This is a genomic window from Marseilla massiliensis (assembly GCF_016899955.1).
Lineage (GTDB): Bacteria > Bacteroidota > Bacteroidia > Bacteroidales > Bacteroidaceae > Prevotella > Prevotella intestinigallinarum.
On record NZ_JACJJL010000002.1, the window covers coordinates 110,162 to 135,134 of the forward strand.

15 protein-coding genes are annotated in these 24,973 nt (G+C 55.8%); 1 reads left to right on the plus strand and 14 read right to left on the minus strand.

All coding sequences use genetic code 11. The features are described from left to right. Nucleotides 1-163: 163 nt before the first annotated feature. Nucleotides 164-7,726, minus strand: a complete 7,563-nt coding sequence (gene sov, locus H6B30_RS01680) for a T9SS outer membrane translocon Sov/SprA (RefSeq protein WP_205107276.1) — start codon at nt 7,724-7,726, stop codon at nt 164-166. Between the two features lie 270 nt (nt 7,727-7,996). After that, nucleotides 7,997-8,599, minus strand: coding sequence for a Holliday junction branch migration protein RuvA (ruvA, locus tag H6B30_RS01685; protein ID WP_205107277.1), 603 nt, complete (start codon nt 8,597-8,599; stop codon nt 7,997-7,999). 209 nt (nt 8,600-8,808) lie between these two features. On the opposite strand from ruvA, the gene H6B30_RS01690 reads away from it, so the two are divergent. Then, on the plus strand, nt 8,809-9,708 hold the full coding sequence (locus H6B30_RS01690; RefSeq protein ID WP_205107279.1) for a diaminopimelate dehydrogenase: 900 nt from the start codon (nt 8,809-8,811) through the stop codon (nt 9,706-9,708). A gap of 136 nt (nt 9,709-9,844) precedes the next feature. Here H6B30_RS01690 and H6B30_RS01695 read toward each other — a convergent pair whose 3' ends face one another. The 12 genes from H6B30_RS01695 to H6B30_RS01750 all read right to left on the minus strand — a co-directional run bounded on the left by H6B30_RS01695 (nt 9,845) and on the right by H6B30_RS01750 (nt 24,959). Next, nucleotides 9,845-10,348, minus strand: a complete 504-nt coding sequence (locus H6B30_RS01695) for a S24/S26 family peptidase (RefSeq protein WP_205107281.1) — start codon at nt 10,346-10,348, stop codon at nt 9,845-9,847. A 332-nt stretch (nt 10,349-10,680) separates the two neighbouring features. Next, entirely contained in the window at nt 10,681-11,883 is a 1,203-nt protein-coding gene (locus H6B30_RS01700) for an OmpA family protein (RefSeq protein WP_205107283.1), read from the minus strand. Nucleotides 11,884-12,119: 236 nt separating this feature from the next. After that, the gene (locus H6B30_RS01705) at nt 12,120-14,171 is read right to left on the minus strand and encodes a fimbrillin family protein (RefSeq protein WP_205107284.1); all 2,052 of its coding nucleotides are present in this window, start codon (nt 14,169-14,171) and stop codon (nt 12,120-12,122) included. 162 nt (nt 14,172-14,333) lie between these two features. Beyond that, entirely contained in the window at nt 14,334-16,649 is a 2,316-nt protein-coding gene (locus tag H6B30_RS01710) for a fimbrillin family protein (RefSeq protein ID WP_205107286.1), read from the minus strand. Between the two features lie 9 nt (nt 16,650-16,658). Next, entirely contained in the window at nt 16,659-16,880 is a 222-nt protein-coding gene (locus H6B30_RS01715; RefSeq protein WP_205107287.1) for a hypothetical protein, read from the minus strand. A gap of 147 nt (nt 16,881-17,027) precedes the next feature. Continuing rightward, the gene (locus H6B30_RS01720) at nt 17,028-19,376 is read right to left on the minus strand and encodes a GumC family protein (RefSeq protein ID WP_205107289.1); all 2,349 of its coding nucleotides are present in this window, start codon (nt 19,374-19,376) and stop codon (nt 17,028-17,030) included. Between the two features lie 119 nt (nt 19,377-19,495). Beyond that, entirely contained in the window at nt 19,496-20,284 is a 789-nt protein-coding gene (locus H6B30_RS01725; protein ID WP_205107290.1) for a polysaccharide biosynthesis/export family protein, read from the minus strand. A 284-nt stretch (nt 20,285-20,568) separates the two neighbouring features. Next, a complete protein-coding gene (locus H6B30_RS01730; RefSeq protein ID WP_205107292.1) occupies nt 20,569-21,465 on the minus strand; it encodes a phosphoenolpyruvate carboxykinase in 897 nt (298 codons plus the stop codon). After that, nucleotides 21,462-22,634, minus strand: coding sequence for a nucleotidyltransferase family protein (locus tag H6B30_RS01735; protein WP_239483436.1), 1,173 nt, complete (start codon nt 22,632-22,634; stop codon nt 21,462-21,464). The genes H6B30_RS01730 and H6B30_RS01735 overlap by 4 nt, the downstream gene beginning before the upstream one ends. 105 nt (nt 22,635-22,739) lie before the next feature. Beyond that, on the minus strand, nt 22,740-23,021 hold the full coding sequence (locus H6B30_RS01740) for a PqqD family protein (RefSeq protein ID WP_205107294.1): 282 nt from the start codon (nt 23,019-23,021) through the stop codon (nt 22,740-22,742). 149 nt (nt 23,022-23,170) lie between these two features. Continuing rightward, nucleotides 23,171-23,803, minus strand: coding sequence for a sugar transferase (locus H6B30_RS01745; protein WP_205107482.1), 633 nt, complete (start codon nt 23,801-23,803; stop codon nt 23,171-23,173). Nucleotides 23,804-23,837: 34 nt separating this feature from the next. Then, a complete protein-coding gene (locus tag H6B30_RS01750) occupies nt 23,838-24,959 on the minus strand; it encodes a glycosyltransferase (RefSeq protein WP_205107295.1) in 1,122 nt (373 codons plus the stop codon). Nucleotides 24,960-24,973 lie beyond the last annotated feature (14 nt).

Genomic DNA, 24,973 nt, shown 5'->3' on the forward strand with positions numbered 1-24,973 from the left:
CAGCCTGCAACGCACCCCCTTGGCGCAGCCGCAGCCACTGCCACTGCAGCAGCGGCAGCAGTGGCTGTGCAACGGGCCACGGCCGCAAACAAAGCCGGGGCACATCTGTATCGAATGCAGATGTGCCCCGGCATTAGTCCGAGACCGTTGTCAGGCCCCACGGTCAGCGCGTGAGCGAGAACTTAAGGCTCAGCCCGAAGTCTTGCGTAGTGGTAGGATAGCTGCTGCTGGCCAGCAACGGCGTGTTGGTCTGGCGGTCGTAATAAGCGCTCAGGGTGAGCAGTCGCGAAAGCGTATAGTCGGCCGAGAACGACAGCTTGAAGGCAGAGTTGCCGCTGCTGGCGGCGCTCGTAACCGTAGCAATGTCGCGCGTTATGGCGGCCTGCTTGCGGAACGATATGTCGAGCCGCAGGTTGAGGTCGTGGTTTACGCCCGATGTGCGTCCGGCCGTCGACGTAGCCTGCTTCGTGTCGGTGGCTTTCTTGTTGCCACGCTGCGTCTTCTTGATTTTGCGCGACGCCCCGCTTCCAAACAGGTTGAAGTTGCTAATCTTGTATCCCATGCCTATCACCCAGTCTTTGCTAAGCGCCTCGTTGATCTGTATGCTGGTCATGCTAAGGCTTATCACGCGCGTGGTGCGGTACTCAACCTTGCACGTCAGGTTGTTGTTGAGCGTAAGGTCGACGCCGAGCAGCGGCGAGAAGGCCTCGTTGATGCTCACCGTGCTCACGTTGTACATGCTGTTCGGCACCGGGTTGCCCGTGGTGGCGTCGGTGATGAAGCCCAGTCCGTCCATGTACTCACGGTAAGTGCTGTAGGTGGCATAGCTGCCCACGGCATACACACTCTTGTATGAGTGGTTGATGTTTACGCTCTTGAAGTGGTCGCGCAGCCACGGCAGCTTGCTCAGTCCACTGTACTTCAGTGTCCAGTTGGGCAGCAGCCGCTTGAGTGTCGGGAATATGTCGAGCGACGAGCCGGCCCCCGAGGTGTAGGCAGACAGGAATGCCGGTATGAGCACGTCGGCGCTGTACCTGTTGACCTCGCCCAGTTCGGGGTTGTAGGGCGAGCCGCTCAGGTTGATGCCATTGGCGTCGTAAGTGCCGTTGGGATACCTCGTGTTGGCATAGCGCGCCTGCACCCTGTCGCGGAAACCGTCGATTGAGGCGCAGAACCGCTCAAAGGTCTTCGACGCATATCCGTTGCTCGCGTCGCCCATACCCTCGAAGGCGCCCTTCAGGCTTATGGTTGTCATGTTGAACGAACCGCTCTGCGTGGTTGGCATGCCGTCGTACATGTATTGTATGCTGCGCGAAGTGTTGACCGTGCGGCTGGCGTTGAGGTCTATCTTCAGGTCGGGTATGGGCTCGAGCGTGAGCCTTATCTGCAAGTCCTCGCTGCTGTTGGTGGTGGCCGGGGTGGCCACACTGTCGTTGCACAGCAGCCAGTTGTTGTCGTAAGCCTTCTGCAAATAGCTGTCGCCGACAAAGCCGAAAGCGAAGTCGAGGCCCGGCGACATGACGCCGCCCGTGCGCTGCCCGAGCATGTCGCCCACGTTGGGCAGGAATCCCGGCAGCGACATGGAGTACTGGTTGCGGTATGATATGCCCACGCTGCGCACCATCATCATGAAGCGCGCGGCATACTGGGCCGGCTTATACCACCACTGCTTGTCGAGCGGTTCCTTGGGGGTGATGCTCAGCTTTATCTGAACGGTGTCAAGATTGCGTATGAGTATCTTGTTGTCGTCTATCACCTTGTACTTCAGCTTGTACGGATGGCCGTCCTTGGTGCGGGCGGTCACGCGCAGGCGGCGGCTCTTCTTGCCGTGGGCCACGGTGACGGTGGTGTCGGGCTTGAGCGTTATCTCGCGCTGGTAGGTGTTCTTGTTGCGCGGCAACTGCATGGCCTGCTTCTTGTCGGCAGGTGTCTGCACGAGCAGACTGTCCTTGCCCTTGGCCGCCTGCGAAACGCTCTTGGGCCTCGGCTTGGCTGCCGGGCGGCGCACCTTAGGCTTGACCTTGCCCACCTCGTCGTTTGCCTTCTTGAGGAAAGGCACATGGTTGTAGAGCGTCTCCATGTTAAACGTGGAGTTGACGTTGAGGTTTCGGTTGTTGGTAATGGTGTTGCCGAGCGACGTTCCGTCGTCGAGCTCGGTGCCCCTCACCCACGAGTAGTTTGCCGTATAGCTGGCGTCGGCGTTGAGCCAGTCGAATATGGGCAGCTTGTTGAGCGGCAACTGGTATGAGGCGGTGAACGTCTGCTGATAGTCGAGCGGCGTCCCGAGGTTCTTCAGGCTCTGCTTCACAGAGTCTTTCCACACCTTGTACTGGTCGGGATAGAGGTCTTTGTTCACCGGTGTGTATGGCTCTTCTATCTCGGCGTGTGTAGCCGACTGGAAGTTCATGTGCAGGTTCTTTGTCAGGTCCCACCGCAATGAGAAGTCACGGTTCCACAGGAACTGCGAACTGAAGTTGAGAGGGAGCTGCGAACCGCCCACGCTCTCCATGTCGCGCTCCTGCAACTCATAGTAGTTGCGGGTGATGTCAGTGTTGAACGCGATGTTTTGCGGCAGGTAGTTGAACGCTATCGCCTTCGGGAAGTTGAGCCACTTGCTCTTTCCCTTGAGTTTCTTGAACGGCTCAAACGACTTGTACACGGGCGTATAGCTGTAGTTCATCGACCCGCTCCACTCGTCTTCCTTCTCGTAGACGGTGGTCTCTCCCGACGTATACCGGTGCGAATGGCTGTAGCTGAACGAGAAGTTGGCCGGGTCGTAAGGCATGGGGTGGCGCTTGGTCTTTATGCCAACGCGCATGTTTGAGAACGAAAGGTTGGTGTTGGTTGTCTTCGTCACGGCTATCGACTCGATGGAGTCGCGCTCCTGCTCGTTGGCCGCCGACTCGAGGGCGTCGTCAAGCGTCATGTCGGTGTCGAGCGGGTTGTACTTCGGGCGCGTCTCTTCCTTGGTGACAGAGTAATAGAACGGTATGGTCACATTGGCCTTGTCGGGGAAGAACTTGCCCAACTCGAGGTTTGCCGTGAAGCTGTAAGTCTTGTAATCGTCGGTCGACCGCGCCGCAATGCCTTCCTCGAGGCCGCCAAACCCGTCGGTCATCATCTTGCCGGTAAGGTTTACCGTGCCGAAGTCGGAGAGCTGCATGTTGAGCGCTCCCGATGCCGCCCAGCCGCCTTTGTTGTTGAATTCGAGCAGGCGGAGCTCGTTGACCCACACCTCTCCCGACTTAACCGAACCGGAAATGTTGCGCACACCAATCATCATCGTCTTCACTTCGCCCAGCGAGGGGTTGCCCATGATGCTCACCTTGTTGTTGGGCTTGTCGCTGTCGTACTCGGAGTAGACCGTCGTGTACGACGCCCCGCCCACTGCACGGGCCTGGTTGCGGGCCTTCTTCAGGGCGGTGAACACGCTCATGTCAATGTCGAGCATGTTGTCGGCGGGCCATACGAGGGCACAGTCGGTGGTAGAATACTTGTCATACTGCCCTGGCGCAGTGAGCTTGAGCGGTATCTCATACTCGTAATAGTTGTTCTTGTAGTCGCTGCCAAGGCGTATGAACACAGCCAACTGGTCGTTCTGAAGGTTTGTGGTGTTCTGTGCCAGGGCGTTGGCGTGGACGAACAGCTGCAGTCTCTTGTACTGTCGGAGGTCGAGGTTGGTGTTCTTGTAAACAGCCTTCGACTCGTTTTTCGACAGGTTGTTGACCGTCATGTTGAGCGCCTGCTCGTTGTTCTCGACGAGCTGCGGCTGCGACGGGTCGCTCACTCGGCTGATGCCCGGAGGCAACACGTAGTTGACGGGCTGCTTGTCGTTGTGTTCCTCTATGTTGACGGCGCTCGTCTCCAATGTTCCGCTGCTGCTCGCGCTGTTGTCGAGCGTCTGCTCATACGTGCGCCACTCGCCCCTGACGAGGTCGAGGCTGCCGAACCTCAGCACCACGGGGTGCTTGAAGTTGGTGAGGAACATGCGCATGAAGCGTATCGAAGTGAAGTCGCTTATGGAGCCGATGCGCTCGGCATCCTCAGAGTTTAGGGGTATTCGGAACTTATACCAGTGCACGGTCTCCTTGTTGCCGTTGCGCAGCGTGGGGGCCACCTCGCGCACATCGGCCAGGTAGTTGTGCCCGATGTTGTTTTCGTTGAGGTCTTCCGGCCGTATGCTCACCTTGTACTGGTAGTATCGCTCATACTCGTTGAGGGTGTAGTCCTGGTTGATGTCTTCCACGTCGGGCCCCGTCTTGTACGACGTGTCGTAGCTTTCGTTGTTGCCGTCGTTGTCGGGCGAGTTGCCCTGGGGGTTGTTAATGCGCTTGTATCTGTCGAGTATCGACGTCTGCTGTGCATCGAAGTCCGAGCCCCTGAAGTAGTGGTAGTTGTCGTTGGCGGGGTCTTGCGTCCATGCGTTGCGGATGCTGTCGTTGGCCAAAGTCTGCACGAAGTTGTTGAATTCCGTGTAAGATTCAAACGTGCGCTCCTCGTCGTCGGTGAGCCCGTTGAAGCCCACGTCCTGCATGGCTCGCGCCCCCGAGGTGGTGGCAAAGGCGTAAGTCTGCGTGGCCTGCACCGGCACCTTTCCCCATTGCGTTGTCGTGAAGCTGCTGGTGCCGTCCACCGGCATGCCGCTCTCGTAGAACTTCTTGCCGTCGTGCAGTATGTCCTCGCTCACTTCGCCCAGGTTTATGTACAGGTCGCCGCCATAGTCGGCAGCGTCGCCTGCCGTCCTTGTATATATGAACGGGTCGAGCAGCCAGAACTCGATATACTCTATGTTGGCCGTCTCGAAGTCGTTGGTGTCAAGTTTTCGCATCATGCCTCCCCACTTTCCCTCGGGGTTCTGCAGCGAACCGTCGGGGTTGAGGCTTGTGCTGAAGTTGTAGGGGCCCCGTTCGGTGGGATAGTAAGCCATGTTGAGCACGTCGAGCGTCGACGTGGCGCCGTTGTATGAGCTTTGGTCGCGGTTTGGATAGAGCTCGCTCACGAACACTTCGCGCACGTAGTGGTTTGAAAGCTGGTTGAGGTCGCTCTTGATATGGTCGGGCGTCAGGGTGCTGCTCTCGTATGTGAAGAGCGGGTCGATGTTGTACCACGCCATACGTGCCCTGTTGAAGCCGCTGGTCAGCCCTGTCCGGTCGTCGTGTTCGGGGAAGAGCGACGGCGTGCTTGAGATGAACCACGACTTCGGGTCGGACACGTCGATGCCGTTTTTGGTGTTCTCGAAGTCGTCGATATACGATGCGTCGTCTTGCGTTCCGCCGGCCTGTCCGGCAATGAGCTGTGCGAACTCACCCGTGAACGATATCTGCGAAGGCTGCGTAAGGTGAAGGAATGGCAGCTTGTCGAGCACGTTGGTGAGCCACTGGCTCTCTTTCTTCCAGTTGATGTTGAGTCCCCAGAGGATGTTGTTGAGCGGTTCGGAGCCCATGGTCACCTTCGACGTCAGTGGCTGTTCGTGCAGCCTCTGGAACGTACCGCCGATGAAGAAGTCCTTTGTGAAGTCGTACTCCCAGTTGAGTCCGAACATGGTCTTGCGCAGCATGCCGTAGTCGGTGTTGCTCTCCAGGCTCACGTTGACGGCCGTGCCGGCGTCGATGATGCTCTGGTTGAGTATCGTCACCTCGCCCGCCGAGTAGTCTACGCTATAGTCTGTGCCCTCGGTGAGCACCACCCCGCCGGCGGTGACGACCACCGAGCCCTGCGGAACGTTGTAAGCCCCGAGCGAGATGACGTTGGCCGATGTGCCCTTGTACTGTCCTGTGAGTATGTATTTGTTTTTCTCGGCTATCTGCTTGGCCGAGGTCTTGGTCTGGTCGTACAGCTCTGTGAATGCGTAGTGCTCCGCCCTGTCGGCCGGGACGCCTGCGCTGACAAGGTAGTTGTAGAGGTATGAGCCAAACGGTTCGGCCTTTGGGAAGAACACCCGCCCGTTGCTGACGGTGTATCCCTCCACGTAGTCGAAGTAGCCGTTGGCGTGCGGCTTGTTGTTGTTGTCGAGCCGGTCGGCCCCGAGCACCCTGATGATGATGTTGTCTTTTACCTGCTGCTCGGGGATATACGACAGGTAGACGCCCGTAGTGTCGCTCTGGTACTTCACGTCGAGGCGGAATTTAGTCTTCTCAACTGTCGAGGCGAGGTAGTATACGTTTTTCATCATCAGCCGCCAGTTGCCCATTTCCGGCGTGTTGCTAGTGTTTTTGAGCGACTTTACGAATATGGCCTCGTTGGTGTTGGTGTTGTCCGAGGCAAACTCACCTACCTGATAGGTCACTCCCCCCAGCGTATACTCATAGGCAACGGCCAGCACCTGGTCCGACTGGAGCGACGTACGGAGCGATATGTAGCCCAGCGCCGCGTTGAGTGTGTATTCCGACGAGGTGAGCAGCCGGGCGCTCTGCACCTTCTCATAGTCGACACCGCCCGTAAACCCGCTTATGGCGTCGAGCACGGAGTTGGCCTGGTCGATGTCGCGTGCGGCAGAATACTGCGTGGTCATGGCCGAGTATTCGGTGTTGGCCGAGTTTTGCGGCGGCACGTCGCCCGTGCCTCCCCATATCGGGTTAGACGTGTGGCGGCCCTCGCCGAGGTCGGTGAATGCTATGATGTTTCGAGTGTTGCTGGTCGTGCCGGTCTTGTTGGTCACCCACACCTCCACGCGCGTTATGTTGATGCCGGTCATCACGTTTGGCAGCGACGACATGGCCTGGTCGTAGCGCTCGCGGAAGTAGTGAGAGAGAAAGAAGTGGCGGTTCTCCTCATAGTCGGCCACGTCGAGCTCAAACGGTGTGGTCTGCGTTCCGCCACGCGACGAGACGCTCTTCGTGGTCGAGTTTTTCTGCGATATGACCGTTTGCAGTTTCAGCTTGCCGAACTGCATGTCGGTGCGCACTCCGAACAGCGAGCTGGCCCCTTTTATCAGCGACGAGTTCGAGGGGAACGTCACGTTGCCTGCCTCGACGAGCTTTATAATCTCGTCTTCCTTGCCTTCGTAGCGCAGCTTGATGTTCTTGGTGTCAAAGTCGAAGGTGGCGTCGGTGTTGTAGTTTAGGTTCATGTTGACCTTGTCGCCCACCTTTCCGTTGACGTTGAGGTTTATCTTCTCGTCGAAGTCAAACGACTTCGTCTTCCTGTTCCTTATCGGCAGCGACGGGTTGTCGATGTTTTTCATCGTCATGCCCAGCTTCAGCTCGGCCGTACCCTGGGTCTTTATGCGCACCCCTCCGGGGCCGAATATCTTCTCGGCGGGCCCGAGGTCGAACTTCATGTCGGTGAACGAGAATTTCTCCTTGCCCTTTGCCGCCACGTTCTCGGCGTCTTTGCGCCTGAAGAACTCCTGCATAGAGCGCCTCTCGCTCCACTTCCTGTATTCCTCGGGCGTCATGAGCACCGGCGCGTTGAGGTAAGTGTCGCCAATCTTCGAGCCTATGAGATACATGTCGAGCGAGTCGTCATACTCCACCTGCTGCCTGATGTTGTCGGGCATCTTGAGGTCGATGGCCGACGAGTCGAGGTCTTCCACCACCACGGGTGCCGTCTTCTTTATCTTCCAGCGCGGGTGGAGCAGCGAGTCGGGTATGGGCTCGTCGTCGGCCACGAGCTTTGGCTGCGCCTTGGGCGCAGGCCGCTTGGCGGCGGTCTTGTCGTCTTGCGGCGGCATGGCCAGCGCACACACGCTGAGCAGCGATATGAGTATATAGAGCGTTCTCTTCATCGGTCTGTTACTGTTGTTGTTGTCCGCGGCAGGCCCGCCGTCTGCGGCAGGCCTCCGGCCGGGGCGGGAAATCATGTTGGCAAAGCGGACGGCACAATGACTCACGCGGCGGCCCGCCGTGCCATACGGCCCGTTTCACACCTCCATACGGCCCGTTTCACCGCCCGGAACGGCCCGTTTGGCACCCCAAAGTGGCCTCTGCGCCAATCCACTGTGGCACAATGGCTTGGGCCGCGCGGCCACGGAGTCGAAACGGCTTTGCGCCAACGGTCACTTTATCTGCTTCAGGGCCAGCTTCACCACCTCTTCGACAGGGGCATCGGGGCGCTCCTGGAGTATCTGCACCACCACCTTTTGCGACGGGGCGGGCGCAAAGCCGAGCATGGTGAGCGCGCTCACGGCCTCGTCCTTCACGCGGTTGTCGACAGGCGCCGAGACGGAGCCGCCCACAGGTATCTCGCCCGTGATGCCCAGGGCCACAATCTTGTCGCGCAGGTCTACGATGATGCGCTGCGCCGTTTTCAGCCCAATGCCCTTGACACTCTTTATCAACCGCTCGTTGCCGGTGGATATGCTGTCGCAGAGCTCGGCCGGGGTCATCGACGAGAGCACCATGCGCGCCGTGTTGGTGCCCACGCCCGACACGCTTATCAACAGCTCGAAGAGCTCGCGCTCCTTCCTGGTGGCAAAGCCATACAGAGCGTATGCGTCTTCGCGTATGGCCTCATATACATATAGCTTTACCTCTTTCCTGCCCTGTATGGCCGTGTATGTGTTGAGCGAGATGTTGAGCCCGTAGCCCACGCCGCACGCCTCGACGGTGGCCAGCGCGGGTGTCAGCTCCGCAAGCTCACCCTTAATGTATTCTATCATACTTTTTGCTTTGTTGCTGTTTGTGTATATACACCTTTATAAACGCCGTTTGCTTACGATTTATTGTATCCCGGCGGCAAAACATGAGCGATTATTGCAGTGTGCAACTTTTTACTTATTTTAAGTGCCCATCTGTCACGCTTCTCATTCAAAAAGACTACTTTTGCAATCGGAAACGAACAAGTTTAACTTTTTAACACCATAAAAAGATGAAGGAGATAAGAGCAGCCGTAGTGGGTTACGGCAACATCGGACACTACACAGTGCAGGCCCTCGAGGCCGCACCCGACTTCGAGATAGCAGGCATAGTGCGCCGCCACGGCGCCGAAGGCAAGCCGCAGGAGCTGTCTGCCTACGAAGTGGTGAAAGACATAAGGGAGCTCAAAGACGTCGACGTGGCCATCCTGGCCACCCCCACGCGCAGTTGCGAGGAGTACGCCCGCCAGATTGTGCCGCTGGGCATCAACACTGTCGACAGCTTCGACATACACCAGCAGATAAGCCAGTACCGCTCTGACATGATGCCGATATGCCGCGAGCACGGCCGCGTGTCGGTGATTGCCGCCGGATGGGACCCGGGCTCCGACTCGATAGTGCGCGCGCTGCTGCAGAGCCTTGCCCCCAAAGGGCTGTCGTACACCAACTTCGGCCCCGGCATGTCGATGGGCCACAGCGTGTGCGTGCGCTCTAAGGCCGGCGTGAAAAACGCCCTGTCGATGACCATCCCCCTGGGCGAGGGCATACACCGCCGCATGGTGTACGTTGAATTGGAAGACGGGGCCAGCCTCGACGAGGTGACCAAGGCCATCAAGGCCGACCCCTACTTCGCCAGCGACGAGACCCATGTCTTTGCAGTGCCGTCGGTTGACGAGGTGCGCGACATGGGCCACGGCGTGCACATGACGCGCAAGGGCGTCAGCGGAAAGACGCAGAACCAGCGCTTCGAGTTCTCGATGAGCATAAACAACCCCGCCCTGACCGCCCAGGTGCTGGTCAACGTGGCCCGCGCGTCGATGCGCCTGCAGCCCGGATGCTACACTATGATCGAGATACCCGTGGTCGACATGCTGCCCGGCGACCGCGAAGAGCACATCGCCCACCTCGTGTAACCCGGCGCAAACAACTGCCTGCCGGGGCACATACAGACAATCCCGGACTCCTCACCACAGTGGTGAAGAGCCCGGGATTGCATTTTCCTTGGCCGCAAGCCGCAAGGGGGCTGCGGCCGGAGGGCTGAAGGCCGAGTCAGTTTCCGGCCATGGCGGCGCACCGCCGCGCCACCCAGAGCAAATAACGGCGCACGGGCAGAAGCACCCGCCAGCAAGCCGCCAGCATGCGTTCGGCCGGCGAGCTGCAGTCGACCACCCTGCGGCCACGCACTATCCTGACCACACAGCCTACCACGTCGCACGCGCGGCAACGCTCGGTACGATGCAGGTTGCCGTCGCCCATGAGCAACAGCCATCCGCCACCAACCCGGTAAACACGGTGAACCACATAGCCCAAGCCTGGCACACGGGCGAGCACAATGTCGCCCACGGCCGCGCCACGGGCACCCTGCAGCACCACACTGTCGCGCCCACCGGCAATAAACGGAAACATGCTGTTGCCCTGGGCACGCAGCGTGACACGCTGGCCGGCAGCCAGCAAAGACGACACCTGGCCGAAAAACTCGTCGTTGTCGAGCACCAGGCTGCCGCAACCGGAAGCGTCGCCACCGGCCGGAAAACCCTCATTCACATCATCCATACCTACATTCAAGTTAAGCCGGCAGTGGCGTTTCACGGCCACATGCCTGTATTAAGTAGCTGTTCAAAATTAACCGATGCAATTGGCCTTGCAGGGGGAATATATATATCTTTGCCAACATCTTGTGCGCTCTTTCGGGGTAGCATGCAAACACAATCTGATGGCAATTAATTTAGAGCACCTTCTTATAAATAATTGCAAAAAACAAAAGCCCCCTTTCCACCTACGCTTAGGCAGAAAGGGGGCTGCACATAGGAATGGCTTAGCTGCACAGCCCTATCCGTCGCGAACCGGGCTGTGGTCAAAACCATTAAGTATAATTAGAAATCCGATTAGTTGCTCCTCGTGATAACGGCACGGCTCAGGCGCGGGTCGTCGTAGAACATGTTGTCGACGCCGCCCTTATAGTCAATCTTAAGCTGCGACTTGTTGACGCCATACTCATTGACAAGGCAGTCGAACACAGCCTCTGCACGCTTCTTGCTCAAGCGCTCGTTGAGACCCTTCGAGCCGGTGCCCTTGTCGGCGTAGCCGGTAACGGTGTAGACAGCGTTGGGATCGCCCTGCTTGATCACTTCGGCGAGCAAGCCAAGGTTAGCACGCGACAGGTTGCTGAGCTTCGACTTGCCTATCTCGAATATCACGAGGTTGGCAGCAGCCACAATCTTCTCGCGCTCCTGTCCGCCACGGGCCAAGGCCTCCTTCAGGCGGGCGTTCTCCTCGCTCATCAGGTTGAGCTTCTCACGCATTGCGTTGATTTCGTCGTTGTTGTAAACAAGGCGGGTGACAGTCTTGCTGCGATCCCAGCCACGCGGCTTGAACTTGTAGGTCAGGCCGATGGTGGCCGTAAACATGCCCTCGCCGCCGCGGCCGCCGGGCTCACCGTCAAACTCGTCGTTGACCATCGTTCCGCGCAGGTCGAGGTTGAGGTCGAGGGCCGAACTCAGGCGGAACGAGTTGAGCAAGCCGAAGTGTGCCGATATGTCGGTTGCCGAAGGCTCCTCCGACACCTTCATCACACCAAGGCCGCCGTAGGCGCTCAGGTTGTAGACCCTCTTCTCGTTGTATCCGCAGAGCAGGTTTGACAGGTTGAACAGGGCGTCGAAGTGGAAGTTGAAGTAGTTGAACTTCTGCTTCTCGAGCCAGTAGCCGTTGCCACCCTTGCCCGGCACGTCCTCGCCGGTGCTGTGGGCCAGGGCCCCCTTCTGCGTTGCGCCCTTTACGGTCAGTCCGCTGTACATGAAGCGCACACCGATGCCCGGAGTAAACCACTTACCCACAGCCACGTCGAGCGCCCCGCTCAGGCGGTCGCCGAAGTCGGCCTGCTTGTCGTGGTTGCCGAAGTACACCTGCGCACCACCGCCAACGCTGACAAACCAGTTGCTCCAAAACCGGTTGGTCTCCACCTTGTATTTGTCACTGCTGTACTCCACAGACTCTGTGGCGTCAGCACCCTGAGCCGCCTGGGCGTCTTGCGCGCAAACCGGCCCTGCGGCAGCCAAAGCTAAAGCCGCAATCAATGTTTTCCGAATCATATATGCTTAAATTTGGTTTATAAATATATTTAAGTAGCTGTCCAAAATCAACAGATACAATTGCCCTTGCAGGTGTCCTCCATATCTTTGCCAACATCTTGTGTGCTCTTTCGTGCCGCATACCAATGTATCATCGGTGGCGTAGCCCGCTACGCTCTCGCTTCAGACTTTGGCATGCATCCCGGAAACAGCGCGCAATTTGATGGCAATTAATTTTAAACACCTACTTATCAGTCTTATTCGCGCACGCAGCGCACAGCGTAAGCGTCGCGCAACAGATAGCCCCTGCCGTAGGTCTGTATCTCGTTGTAACGGTCGGCGCCCTGAACATACTGGTCAGTCTTCAGATAGCAGGCGTAGGCCCTGTCTGCCCCGGCATAGGCCTCGGCCGCCCACCAGTAGCCGCCGTAGCCGGCGTTTTTCTTCTGGTAGCCCTCACGGCCGTCGCGGGCCCTGATGTCCTGGTATTGAACGCCCTCGGTGTCGTCGGCGTTTTTCTTGAAATACCACTTGTCGGTGCCCTCCTGTGCCTTGACGTAGTTGATGTAAGAAAGCTTGCCCTTCTCTATGTCGGCGTTGGTGCCGCTGGCACACTTGGTAAAGCCGCTGAACGTGAAGATGTTGGCCACGCGATAGCCCACCGGCGACGGGTCGTAGATGGTCTTTTGCTGGTTCCAGCCCGCACCGGCCGATGCCTCATACAAGCTGTCGGGCAGTTCGCGCCCGGCATCGCCCCACAGGTAGTAGTTGTCTTCGCCGAGCCAATTGTACTGAGAAGTGGCGTTGCCGGCAATCAGCTCCATCGGGTGGTGTATGGCGTCGGCAATGGTTGCATTGTCTATCTTTACGTGCGACCAACCGAAATTGGTGTTGAATTTCACGAGCTCACTGCCATTCCAGTAACGGGTCACGACATTGTTGGGAAACGGGTCTTTGCGCCCCCACTGATACAAACAGCCATACTGGGCAACGCGAACCGCCCCTATCTCACGGTCAAGCACCATGAATTTGGCACCGGCCTGGTTGGTATACTCCTCATCCTCTGGCTGGCCGATGGTGCCCCATATATGCCAGCTCCACAGTATCTCGCCCTGGCAGTCGGGCTCGCTGTAGACGGCAATCACGGCATTGTTGCTGTATGCGCTGCCTACGGTGTAGTGCACCCTACCGTCTTCAAGCCTGACGTTTGAAACGAAATCCTGGGCTTCAGACCATACGAGGCCTGCCGACTTCGGACTGATGTAAGCCGTCTCGGTATGGAAGCCCGCACCGGGTATGATGCCCTTCTGTCCGTTGCCTATGACTGTGGCCGGGAAACTGTATTCACCCGGCTCTGTCACTATGTAGCAGTTGGCCGTCTCCTCGGTCTCGGCCACATCCATCGAACCCACGTTGTTGACCAGTATTGTGCCGTTGAGGGGCATGGTATAAAACTTGCCGGCCTCAAAGTCGCACAAGGCCTGGGTGGTGAACTCAACAGTGTGCTTATCGGTAATGAAACGCACCCTCCATGTTGTGCCGTCTTGCCGGCCGGGAGCCACCACGGCATAAGCGGTTATCTCATTGCTGAGCGATGGCGTATTGGCAAAAGCAAGGTTGATGAGCTTGCTCTGGCCACCGCCCTCGGCAGGCACAAGCCCGCCGTCAATGTTGCCAAGGTCGTAGGTGTAGCTGCCCGTGACATTGTCGCCGGTCTCTATCTCTACGCACCACAGCCGCTCGTCGGATGCCAATGAGCCATAGTCGTCGGTGAGGCTGATGTCGAAACGCACGAGCGCCGCCATGTTGCGGAAATGCAACTGGTAGCCATCGGCCCCGTCAGCGGTTACCGTGGCAGCCTTGACGTCATACTGAGCCACAGACTGTGGCCCGGAATAGCTCTGGTTGGTGGGTATCTCGACGGGAATGGCATCGGTGGAGGTCACTTGGGCCGAGTACGGGTAGTAGGCATAGGCCGGTATGCTGCCGGCATCCATGCTGCCGGTGAACACGGCTGTGGCCGAAGCCTCGGCAGCCGAATTGACATATGGGACGTCGTCGCTACCCGACGCGCTGAACACACCGATACTGTCACCAGGCGACCACAACATCTCCAATGAACCGTCGGCGTCGGCACCACCGACAACAGTGCGCGTCTCGGGCAGAGACGTATAGCTGTCGGCATGTGCGGTCAGCGTAAAGCGCGATTGCTGTTGCAACTGTGATTGCCCCAACCCTTCGGTATCAGAGCAAGCCGTAACGCACAGCAAAAGCGCACCGGCACAGCAGAGTATTAAGTTTCGTTTCATTTTATCTTATAAGCTTTATGTTTTTGGGTTAGATAGTCATTGGCCACAAACAGCCTGAGCCCACATGCCGCAAAGGACGGCACGCAAGCTAAAGGCATTGCCCGGTACAGCCGCACCACAGCAATGGCGCAACCATACCGAGCAAACGAGAGAGATGTGGCATTATTTTATAAGGGCGCCACCATTACCATAACCTGAGCCGGAGTTGCTCAAAGAAGAGTTGTTGGTGTCGGTGCTGCTGCCCTCTTTACGCAGGTTGAACTTGAAGTTGTTGTCGATGATGGACTGTATCAGATTGTCGGTGCCATATTTCCGACCGGAGTTCTGCTGCTTATCGGCAAAGTTGAAGAACACAAGGCCAAGCGAAGCGTTTGCGTCGCGCTCCTGCAGGTATCTTGTAATCTGCGGATTGAACCAGCTCGCAAAGGCAATCGGTGCCTCGTCATTAGTATCGCCATTACCATAATCTCTGTCATAACCGTTAGTACCTGACACATTCCCGTGGAATGTACCTCCACAGTCGTTCATGAACCATGTATCATGGGCGTCATTTTGCTCATACATGCCTACGCTGTTGGTAAATATGTCTATCGCATAAGCATACTTGTTGGCAGGCGTAATTTCTGTGCCAGTTCCAACGTGTGTGGCCTCCTGATACATCCAGTTAAGCGGTGTACGTGTTGAATTTGTGTTTGGAGACCCCCAACGCAAAGGAACAGTATTTGTTGCTCCATTCCAACGGGAGAACAATGCAGGCACATCGTCATTAGCCGCAATGTACCCGTTTTGTGCATCGCTGTTTGTATTAACCTTCAGGATTATCTTGCCTTTAACATCGTCAAGCGTGGTATTGGCAGTGATTTCTCCTGTATAAATTCTTTTAGCGTCATCTTCTCCAAGCTGTTTCAGCTCATTGGCGATAGCGTCCATCCATACATGTTCTGCTCCACCGACATCCCTTATACTATGAAAAGAACCACTACCTGTGAAGCCTGCCGACACAGCATCATTACCAGCGTAAGTAATCATCACAACCGCACATTCCAGATTTCGGTCTTGACCTCCTTGGTTCAAAGACGTTTCTGCTGTTTCCAGTGCGTTTGCAATATGGGTTATCGCATCAGACAAATCATCTCCACCTCCACAGAAAATTGGCAGTGTTGCATCTGTATAAGTGTAATCATAACTCGGGAAAAAACCACCACCAGTTAGAGTTGCATTATACGTAGCATTTGCACCAACCTGAACAATGAATCCACGTACTCCGTCAAGGAACTGCTGTTCAATACCCTCACCTTGGAATGCGGCATTGTCACCTGCATTAGTAGACGTAAGATAAGAGAACTTACTGCCGGGGATGGACAGCTCAGAAAGATAAATATTTCTGTCAAGCGAACTCATCCAATAGTTTGTCCGGTTTGTTGCAGTCAAATTCGGCAGTATTACAGTGTTTACCTTATGCGGCTGGATTGAGTTATCATCATCTGTATTGCTGTACCCCAGGGTTCTTGTAAGCGGAGCACCATTCATTGTCTGGACAGCGATTTGCAGATTGCGCGCTGTAGGCGAATCGTCGATAGGAAGCAGATAAGCACGCACAATCATTGTATCGTTGGGGCTGTCAAGCTCAACAAAGTCTTGAACATCACTGTTCCAACCAGAGATTGATATGGTGTTTGTCACTTGTCCCTCTGTTGTGGATCTATAAACAGGAACACCAGTAGCACCATTTTCTTCCACAGGTGTCATATCACAGACGAAATCGCCGGCTATTGCAGTCTGAGTTCCCTCTTTGGCAATTATGTTTACGTTTGAAATCTTCATCGTGCCACTTGTCGGGCCGGGAATCTTAATCTGCAAGACTGTCATCCACGGATGAAACGTAAGCGGAACATCTTGGTTACCCATGGTGCTCTTGGTAAACTCACCATAGGCCCACATATAAGCATTGTCTGTGTTGGTTTTTCCATAGAAGTTTGTTCCACCGTTGTTGTTTGTTACCTCATTCCATCCTTCAGGCCTCTGCTCTGTAGGCACATGCCCGTTGATGAGGCCGTTTTCAGTTCCCGTAACACGGTTTGCCGGATAGAATCCATAGAAGCGATGTACATCAGATTCGCCCCACTGCAGCCCCGGTTTATCGGTATTTACCTTTGTCACGCGGCTTGAACGGGTTGGATCGTTTGCATCGGGAGAAACCGAGTAGTTTACCAATGTGCCGTTGGAAGCCTGGGGGCAGTATATTGCTATCTGGTCGCCTTCTTCCCATCTTACACGGTAATAATAACTGCCGTCTTCGGCCTGTGTAGGCTCGTCGTCGTAGATAGTACGAGTCTGCACATCACGCAGTGAAGAGCCGAACGATATTTCATCGCCGACTTGCGCGGGTGTAGACGGCTTTTGCTCTACGACATCGTCTTGACAACCGCTCAAGACTACAAGAGCGGTTGCAAATAAAGAATACATTAGTTTTTTCATAATGTTTCCTCAATTAAAACTGTTTGTGGTATTAATTTGTTCATCTTGAAAATCCCAACCAATTGTTGTATAATCACCGGTATTGCCAACTTCATGGCCTTCGATGCTAACGCCGTCGTCTTGGTTGTTCACGTCCTCGAAAATCGAGGCAGTCATAAACCCACTTTCCAGGTTTACTTGCGTCTTCTCTGTGCGAGGAGACTCATACTTTTCTTTCTTTTCTTCTTTCATCGCGATAAAGTTTTTTATTTAACTATAGTTGATATTTGCTGTTGCTGATGCAGTATTGAGAGACTTATTAGTTTACGGCATCCATTAAGTGCACATACACTAAAAACTATCTGCCAAACACTGTTGGCCAATCATGATGTCAATATTTTATTTCTTCAATTTCTTTCCATGCTTATGCTTATGCCCGTAGCCGTAGCCATAACCGTAGCCATAGCCGTAACCATAGCCGTAGCCGTGGTGTCCGGGTGCCACGCCGTTGAGTATGAGGGCCATGTTCTTCAGCTTCTTCTGCTCATAGAGCGTCTCGATGTCGGGCAACTGCCTGCGGTCAAGCCTGCCGGCACGCACCACGAAGATGGTAAGGTCGGCTATGCGGTTTGCGATGGCAGCATCGGCGATAACCCCCACCGGCACATTGTCGGCAATGATGAAGTCGTAGTGCTGGCGCAGGTAATCGAAAAGCTCGTCGAGCCTGCTGTCCATGAGCAGTTCGGCAGGGTTTGGAGCTATGTGGCCGGCCGATATGACATCGAAACCGGCATCGCCATGCTGGATGATTGCCTCAGGCGACACAGAAGGCGATGCCAGATAATTGGTAACACCATCCTTTGCAGCCCCAAGGTGACGGCTGAGCGTGCCCTTTCGTATGTCGAGGTCGACAAGCACAACCCTCTTTTGCGCCCTGACAAGGCTCACGGCCAGGTTGAATGAAACGAAGGTCTTTCCGGCTCCCTCGTTGAACGAAGTGAAGGTGACCACCTTCATCGGCACATCGTGATGCCCCATGAACGTCATGTTGGTGCGCAATATGCGGAAGGCTTCGGCCACCATTCCGTCGGGATCGGGCTGACTGGCCCTTTGGCGGGCAAGCTCCTTGTCGAGTGGAATCTCGCCGAGGAACGGCACGCTGACAGCCTTGACGATGTCGCGGCGGCTACGCACACGGGTGTCCATGAACATGATGCACAACAATGCCACAGCAGGCACGGCCACGCCAACAGCCAAGCCAAGCAAGATGATGCGGTTGCGCTGAGGCGACACAGGCGAGTCGGGGCCGTCGGCACTGTCGATAACTCGGGCATTGTTGTCGGCCATGGCCTGCGACAGGGCGTTTTCCTCACGACGGTTGAGCAGGAAGAGGTAGAGCGCCTCCTTTATCTTCTGCTGGCGCTCGATGGACAGCATCTGGCGCTCCTTGGTAGGCATTGACGTCACCCGGCTGCGAGCCCTCATCTCGCGGTTGCGTGCATCGTTGCGCTTGACGTTGAGGCTGACAATCATGTTGTCTACAGCCCGGATGATGTTCTGCTTCATTGCCTGCAGCGAGTTGTTGAGCTCTTCAACCACAGGGTTCTTGTCGCTGCTGTCGCCTATAAGGCGGTCGCGCTTGAGCTTTGCAGCGTTATAGTTGCTTATCTGGCTCTCGATGGCTGCGTCGCCGATGCCGGTATTGGCCGGTATCAGTTCGGTTTCCTTCTTCGGGTCTACAAGATAGTCTTTTATGAAATTGGCCAGCCTCAACTGAGTCTCCAGCTCAAGGGCGCCGGCATTGTACTTCTGCGACTCGCCCATATACATATTTGCCGTCGAAGAGATGTCGAGAATCTGGTTGCGCTGCTTGAACGACTCGAGGTCGGACTCCACGCTGCCGAGCTCATTGCCGATGATGATGAGTCGCTCGTTGATGAAGTTGGCAGTATTGACAGCCACCTGGTTCTTGTCCTTGATGGCCTCCTCGTTATATACGGTGATGAGCATGTTGAGCACATCTTCGGCCCTCGTTGGCGAATTGTCTTTCAGGGCAAGCGTCAGGATAGACGATTCGTCTTCTTCCTGCCGTATGCCCAAAGCCCCCTTATAGCGGGCCACCACCGACTCAAGCGGCAGCTTCTGTACACGCACGGGCGTACCCATCCACGACGAGCCATAATAATTGGTCGGGGTTATGGTTACGCGCATCGACTTGCCCAGCGTCACGGCCTGGCCGAGCTTGACGGTGTAGCTGGCCGACTCGTCGGCCCCGGTGATGTCGGTCACGACCACGGTCTGCTTGTCGCGCGGCGTGACAGTGAGGGCAGCATACTGTGCGTCGGTGGCGTCGGTGAAGCTCACCTGCACCGGCGACTGCTTGTAAAGCTCGTTGTGGCGCAAGCCGTCCTTCACCTGATAGCTGACATCGGCACGCACACGCTTCACCACCTCGGCCATGAGTTGCTTTGAACGGAACTGCAGCACCTCGTTGGCCACATTGACCTTGTTGATGAAGTTGTCGTAACGGTCGAGTCCGGCCGTTGAAGCCTTGTTAGACGGATCCTTGATGATGACGGTAGCCGAACGGAAATAAACAAATGGCGCACAGGCATACTTATACCATGCGAAACCTCCGCAGACAATCACCGAAAGCAAGAACCACTTCCACTTTGAAGCGAAGTACAAGAGCAAGTCGACGATATTGATGCCCTGCTCTGACTTGTTGTTTGAATTGTTTGTTTGCATTTTTATATTTAACTATGTCTCACTGCCATGAGGCAAAAGAGAAGCAACGCCCCCACGACGGCAACCGAATGCCGCAAAAAAGGCGCGCCCCGGATGCTGGCAGCAACTGTAAACGAAACTCACTTGATGGCCCAAAGAATGGAGCATACGGCTGTGATAGCCGAGAGCAATGTGGTACCAATCTGCCAGCCACGGTCTTCGTTGTCTTTCTTCTTGTACTTCGGCTCAACGTAGACTATGTCGTTCTGCTGCAAATAGAACGCAGGCGAGTCGAACACATCCTTGCTCGTGATGTCATTGATGTACATGCGCCGCTCGCCGTTCATCTCGCGGATGACGGTGACACGGTCTGTACGGGCCTTGGCAGTAAGGTCGCCGGCATTGGCTATGGCTTCGAGCAACGTGATGCGGTCGCCATCGACAGAGAAAGTGCCGTTGTGCCCCACTGCGCCAAGCACGGTATACTTGAAGTTAAGGAACTCGACAGCCACTATCGGGTCGTTCATGTAACTGCCCTCGATGATTTTCCTCTTTATGAGATTGACGACCTCGCTCACCTTCAGGCCCTCAACGTGCAACTTGCCGAGTATCGGAAAATCAATGTTGCCCTCTACATCGACACGGTAGCCCTTTTCATTGACATGTGTTGTTGAACTGGCAGACACATTGCCATCCTCGCCAACACGGAACGTTCCCCCATAGATGTTGAACGGTATGGCCAGTTCAGGATTCTTGCTGCTGACAGTGATGCTAAGGCGGTCGTCGCGATGCACCACAGCCTCATAGTTTGATTCATACGGATAGCCCGTACCCCCTTTCATGTCCTGCAGGTAGACGTAACTCTTACGCGAGCACGATGAAAAGAGCAACACGGCAAGCAGGCTTGCCAACAAAAGTTTCTTGTTCATTTGTTTTTGTTAATCGGATGATAATGGTTCTAAAAAAGATTGTTTATGATGCATTTATAATTATATGTAAGTAGCTGCTCAAAATTAACCGATACAATAGACCTTGCAGGTGTCCTCTATGTCTTTGCCACCATCTTGTGCGCTCTTTCGGGCCGCATGCCAAAGTCTCATCGGTCGCGTAGCCCGCTACGCTCCCTCTTCGGACTTTTGCATGCATCTCCGAAATAGCGCACAATTTGATGGCAATTAATTTTGAACACCTACTTATGCGTGGCACAGAGCCTTCAAACAGAAGGGCGCGCCGCCAGGCTGTCGTGGCAGAGCAACGCCGCTTCGCGGTCGGGCAGGCACTCAAGCGTGCCCACACGGACAAGCCCGGCAAGACTAACAAGAGTGTCGTAGAGCCCGTTGCACAAGGCCATGTCTTCGGCAATGACCGAGCAGCCGGGGTAAATGGCTATGAAAGCATCGATGTCTTCGAGCAGCTTGAAACGGTTTGACGGAGCCTGGACAAGGCGCACTATGCCATCGATAGGGAAAGCCAGCTGCCTGTAGCACGGCGTCTTGCCACTCCACGGCGTGCCGTAAGCCACGGCCTCGCCACCAACGATGCGCACAGTAGGGTTGTCGTCGTTGAGCAGTTCGGCACCGGCTATGTGCTTAAGCCAGAGCGACGCATGGGTGCTCTTGCCCGTGCCGCTACGCCCCATGAAAAGATAGGCACGGCCGGCATGGCACACTGCCGCTGCATGAAGCGACACGGCACCGTGGCCCAAGACGGCCTGTGAATAGGCTATGCGGACAAACGATGACACGACAAGGCCCACACCTGCATCCTCCCAACGCACATAGGCACACACGCGGCTGAAATCAGGTGAGGCCAACATGCGGTGGCAGGCACCCCCGAAAGCTGAGCACAGTTCGACAAGATAGCCGCCGCCCACACTGTAAAGGCGGATATGGCCCATGTCGTTGTCACTGTCGTCGAGCAGGCGCACGACGTCGACCTCGGGCATGGACGATAGCGGACGGGCTGCAAAACGCAACAACTCAACGCCATCATGGCTGCCACCGGCCTTGAAAGGACGAAATGATGGCAGAAGGATGTCGGGACTGACAGCAGAAGGCAGACTGACCGAAAGGACAAAGCCACCAACAGAATAACAATGTTCGGACATCATCGGAACTGACCTTTCATTAGTTCTGCCATAATCCATAACGCTTCCTTTGGAGCATAACAGAGTGAAAAACGCATATTGCACAAAAAAGAACGGGCTGTAAGAAACTTGCGGGCAACAACAGGCGAACCTGACGACATACGCCCCGTAGGGGAATAATGGCCGAAATTGCCACCCGCCCACACTATGGCCGACAAGGAAGCCGCACTGCCAGCCCTGGCTGAATACGGCAGGCACGACGGCGAAAGCCCCAGGCAATCGACAAGAAACGAGTGCAAGAGGGCGCTCCACCGACCAATACCCAACCGCCCGGCAACCTGCTCCATCTCGGCCGAGCTGTCGCCACCGTGGAACACATGGCACGCACGGGCCATATCGCACAACTGGCGTAGGCCTATGCCGCGGCCAACGACATGCTTGAGGATATGCAAGTTGAGCAACAGCAAGCAAAGACGGCGAGACGGTATGCTGACATCAGAGCCGGGCACGGAATGCAACCCGACGCTACTGTAGCCCCAACGGTCGACGAGCGACTCGGCGTAGCCCCTGAGCAACGGATTGTGCAAGTCGAGAAGCCGGTTGTGGTGCTCGACGTCAACCCCACGCCAGCGGTAGTGCAGGCTGCCGTCGGCATGGCTTGAGGCCTCGATGCCCATCTGTCTGACGCAAGCGGCCGCGGCGGCAAACGACCGACTGCCCGCGAAACAAAAATCAATGTCGCCAGACTCGCGCAAAGCCGGGTCGGCATAGCAAAGGGCAACCCCCTGCCCCTTCTGCAAAACCGGCTCGAGGCCATTGGCCCGGAACTTGGAGCAAAGCTCTGCCACAGCTGCATCGACGGCCCTGTTGCGGCGCTCAATGGCATCGACCTCGGCAGCCCATCGCAGAAGCAAAGGCCCGGGAGGCAGCAGCTCGTCGGGCAAATGCTGCAAGCCACGAAACACGACACCTGTCACAGTTTGCTGGCGCGCCAATCGATACAGCCGCCCCCACGACTCGTCAGAAAGCGGGAAACAGCCCAAATCGTCGGGCTCGCGCTCCCACAAGCCTGAACGCAACAGCACAAGCAAAGCCATGCGTTCTGCGCATTGGGCCTCGACAGAGGCAGCACCTTGCACGGCCATGCAACAGGATGACGCCGAAACAGCGCCTGCCGATCGATTTATAATCATCTGAAATAACTGTGTATTGCATACAGACTGCACTGCATGGGTGCAGCCAAAAGAGTAAACACGACGGAAACCACGATGCACTAAGCAGACGGCGGCACAAAGCTGTCATTCCAACAGCCCGAACGACCGCCACTCGGACAACTGACGCTCAACGTCACGATAAGCAGTGACGGCGTCGACGTCGTAGACGGAACAGAGCCAATCGACCAGCTCTGCTGTAGTGACATCAGCCTGCTCAATGCGTTCCCAGAGCCTGGCCGCAGTCTTGTTGAGACTGAAGACATTGCTCATGTTGACATTGTCAGCACAGGATTCCACTATCATGTATTGCTTGCCTACCTTGCGCAAACGCAGGTTGGCTTTGGGTTTTATCTTGTTTGAAATCATATTCCAGGAGTAAGGAGACAGGAGCCTCACAAGTACGGGCCCCACCACATCATGGCCGTAAGCAACGCCACGCATCTGTGGCAGGCAGCCCTGCCGTTGACACATAACACTCATCCGCCTCTCCACCGGACTCTTGATACGGTAAGCCATCAGAACTTCTTTCCAGTAAGTATTGACATCACCGTAAGGTAGATAATCTTCAAATCGAGCCACAACGAGCGGTCGCGCAGATACTCCAGATCCATACGCAGACGCTCGAGCATCTTCTCCATGGTGTCAGTGTAACCATTATATAATGTTGCAGGAGAGAACAGTCCGGGCCGCAACTGGTAGAGCAAGGCATAGTCGGAATTTTCGGCCATGATCTTGTCTACAAAATACTTGCGCTCGGGCCTGGGGCCGACAAAGCTCATGTCGCCCCTGAGCACATTCCACAGCTGTGGGAGCTCGTCAAGATGGTGTTCACGCAAGAAACGGCCTATATGCGTGAGTCGCTTGTCGTTTTTCTGGCAAAGGGCCGGACGGCCATCAGCCTCAGACATGACTGTCATTGAGCGGAACTTGTAAAGCATGAACGGACGCCCTCCGTAACCGATGCGCTCCTGACGGAATATGGCCGGGCCTCCGTCCTCGCGCCGTATGAACCAACAAACAACAAGAAACAATGGTGAGGTGACAACAAGCCCCAACGCACTGCACAGTATGTCGAACCCGCGCTTCAGAGCCTTTGCCGCAGGCGACATGACACCATTGTTTTCAGAACCTTCATTTATCATTCCCATTTGCAATGTCTTTGAAAAGACGATGTCCTTTTCATTATCCATTTTCATATATGCTTAAACATTTTTCGATCATCCGTTCCTTCGTGAAAAGATTGCGATAACGCTCCAACGCCCCCGCAGAATAACGCCTGTAAGCATCGGCATCGGCAGTGATGGACTTTATGGCCTCGGCCAACTTTGCTGCGTCGGCCGGTGGCACGTTGAGCCCCGACACACCGTTGGCATTGACCCAAGCAACCCCCGACTGAGGTATCTGTGTAGCCACGACAGGCTTGCCGCACGACATGGCTTCTATCTGCACAATGCCAAACGCCTCTGTCTTCTGCACACTGCTGAGGCAGAAAACATCGCAAGCCCCATAATACCCCGGCAAATCGGCATCGGAGACACGCCCCAGCAACTCGACTCGCCCCTGCAAGCCTTGCTCGACAATCTCACGCTGCAACGTCTCGCGCAAAGCACCGGAACCACCTATAAGCACAACAAAATCGTCGCCAAGATACTTGGCTGCAGAAATGAGGTGGCTGTAACCTTTATAAGCAACAAGACGGCCAAGAGAGAAAACAATTTTCTTGCCGGCATAACGGCGACGGATGGCATCGACGGCCTCGGGCCTCGGATGCATCGGCTCAACACCAATAGGCATGCACACAGCCTTGTCTTGCACGTGGCCCAGGCAAGGAGACTCGGCCAGATATACAGGGGTGGTGCCCACAACCTTGTCGGCCCGGCGCAAAAGCCACTGTTGCAGCGGACGGTAGAAATTGAGGAGCAGCCGCTGCTTCTGGATGTCACTATGCCAATGCAGAATGACACGCCCACGATAACCGGACAAGAACAAAGCCATGCTGGCCATGGGGTCTGGGTGATGGACGTGGATGATGTCATAGCGCCGACAAATGTTACGGAGCGTTGAAACCATAGAAGGTGAAATCATGGTGGCACAAGCCTTAGCCCAGGTGTGACAGCATATCAGGTGAGCATAGTCATTGACAACTATCTCACGCCCTTTGCCATCGACGGCAGCACAAAGCATATCGCACTGCACATGACGCTCAGACAGCCCGACCATAAGATCATAGGCGACTTTCTCTACCCCGCCCAAGACAGGGTAGAACTTGCCCAACTGTAGTACTTTTAGTTTTTGTGTATCCATGAATAAGGTGAGAT

Bases quoted from the DNA above. Each gene is read 5' to 3' on its own strand.
- sov (WP_205107276.1), bottom strand. From the start codon at position 7,726: ATGAAGAGAACGCTCTATATACTCATATCGCTGCTCAGCGTGTGTGCG.
- ruvA (WP_205107277.1), bottom strand. From the start codon at position 8,599: ATGATAGAATACATTAAGGGTGAGCTTGCGGAGCTGACACCCGCGCTG.
- H6B30_RS01690 (WP_205107279.1), top strand. From the start codon at position 8,809: ATGAAGGAGATAAGAGCAGCCGTAGTGGGTTACGGCAACATCGGACAC.
- H6B30_RS01695 (WP_205107281.1), bottom strand. From the start codon at position 10,348: ATGGATGATGTGAATGAGGGTTTTCCGGCCGGTGGCGACGCTTCCGGT.
- H6B30_RS01700 (WP_205107283.1), bottom strand. From the start codon at position 11,883: ATGATTCGGAAAACATTGATTGCGGCTTTAGCTTTGGCTGCCGCAGGG.
- H6B30_RS01705 (WP_205107284.1), bottom strand. From the start codon at position 14,171: ATGAAACGAAACTTAATACTCTGCTGTGCCGGTGCGCTTTTGCTGTGC.
- H6B30_RS01710 (WP_205107286.1), bottom strand. From the start codon at position 16,649: ATGAAAAAACTAATGTATTCTTTATTTGCAACCGCTCTTGTAGTCTTG.
- H6B30_RS01715 (WP_205107287.1), bottom strand. From the start codon at position 16,880: ATGAAAGAAGAAAAGAAAGAAAAGTATGAGTCTCCTCGCACAGAGAAG.
- H6B30_RS01720 (WP_205107289.1), bottom strand. From the start codon at position 19,376: ATGCAAACAAACAATTCAAACAACAAGTCAGAGCAGGGCATCAATATC.
- H6B30_RS01725 (WP_205107290.1), bottom strand. From the start codon at position 20,284: ATGAACAAGAAACTTTTGTTGGCAAGCCTGCTTGCCGTGTTGCTCTTT.
- H6B30_RS01730 (WP_205107292.1), bottom strand. From the start codon at position 21,465: ATGATGTCCGAACATTGTTATTCTGTTGGTGGCTTTGTCCTTTCGGTC.
- H6B30_RS01735 (WP_239483436.1), bottom strand. From the start codon at position 22,634: ATGATTATAAATCGATCGGCAGGCGCTGTTTCGGCGTCATCCTGTTGC.
- H6B30_RS01740 (WP_205107294.1), bottom strand. From the start codon at position 23,021: ATGATTTCAAACAAGATAAAACCCAAAGCCAACCTGCGTTTGCGCAAG.
- H6B30_RS01745 (WP_205107482.1), bottom strand. From the start codon at position 23,803: ATGGGAATGATAAATGAAGGTTCTGAAAACAATGGTGTCATGTCGCCT.
- H6B30_RS01750 (WP_205107295.1), bottom strand. From the start codon at position 24,959: ATGGATACACAAAAACTAAAAGTACTACAGTTGGGCAAGTTCTACCCT.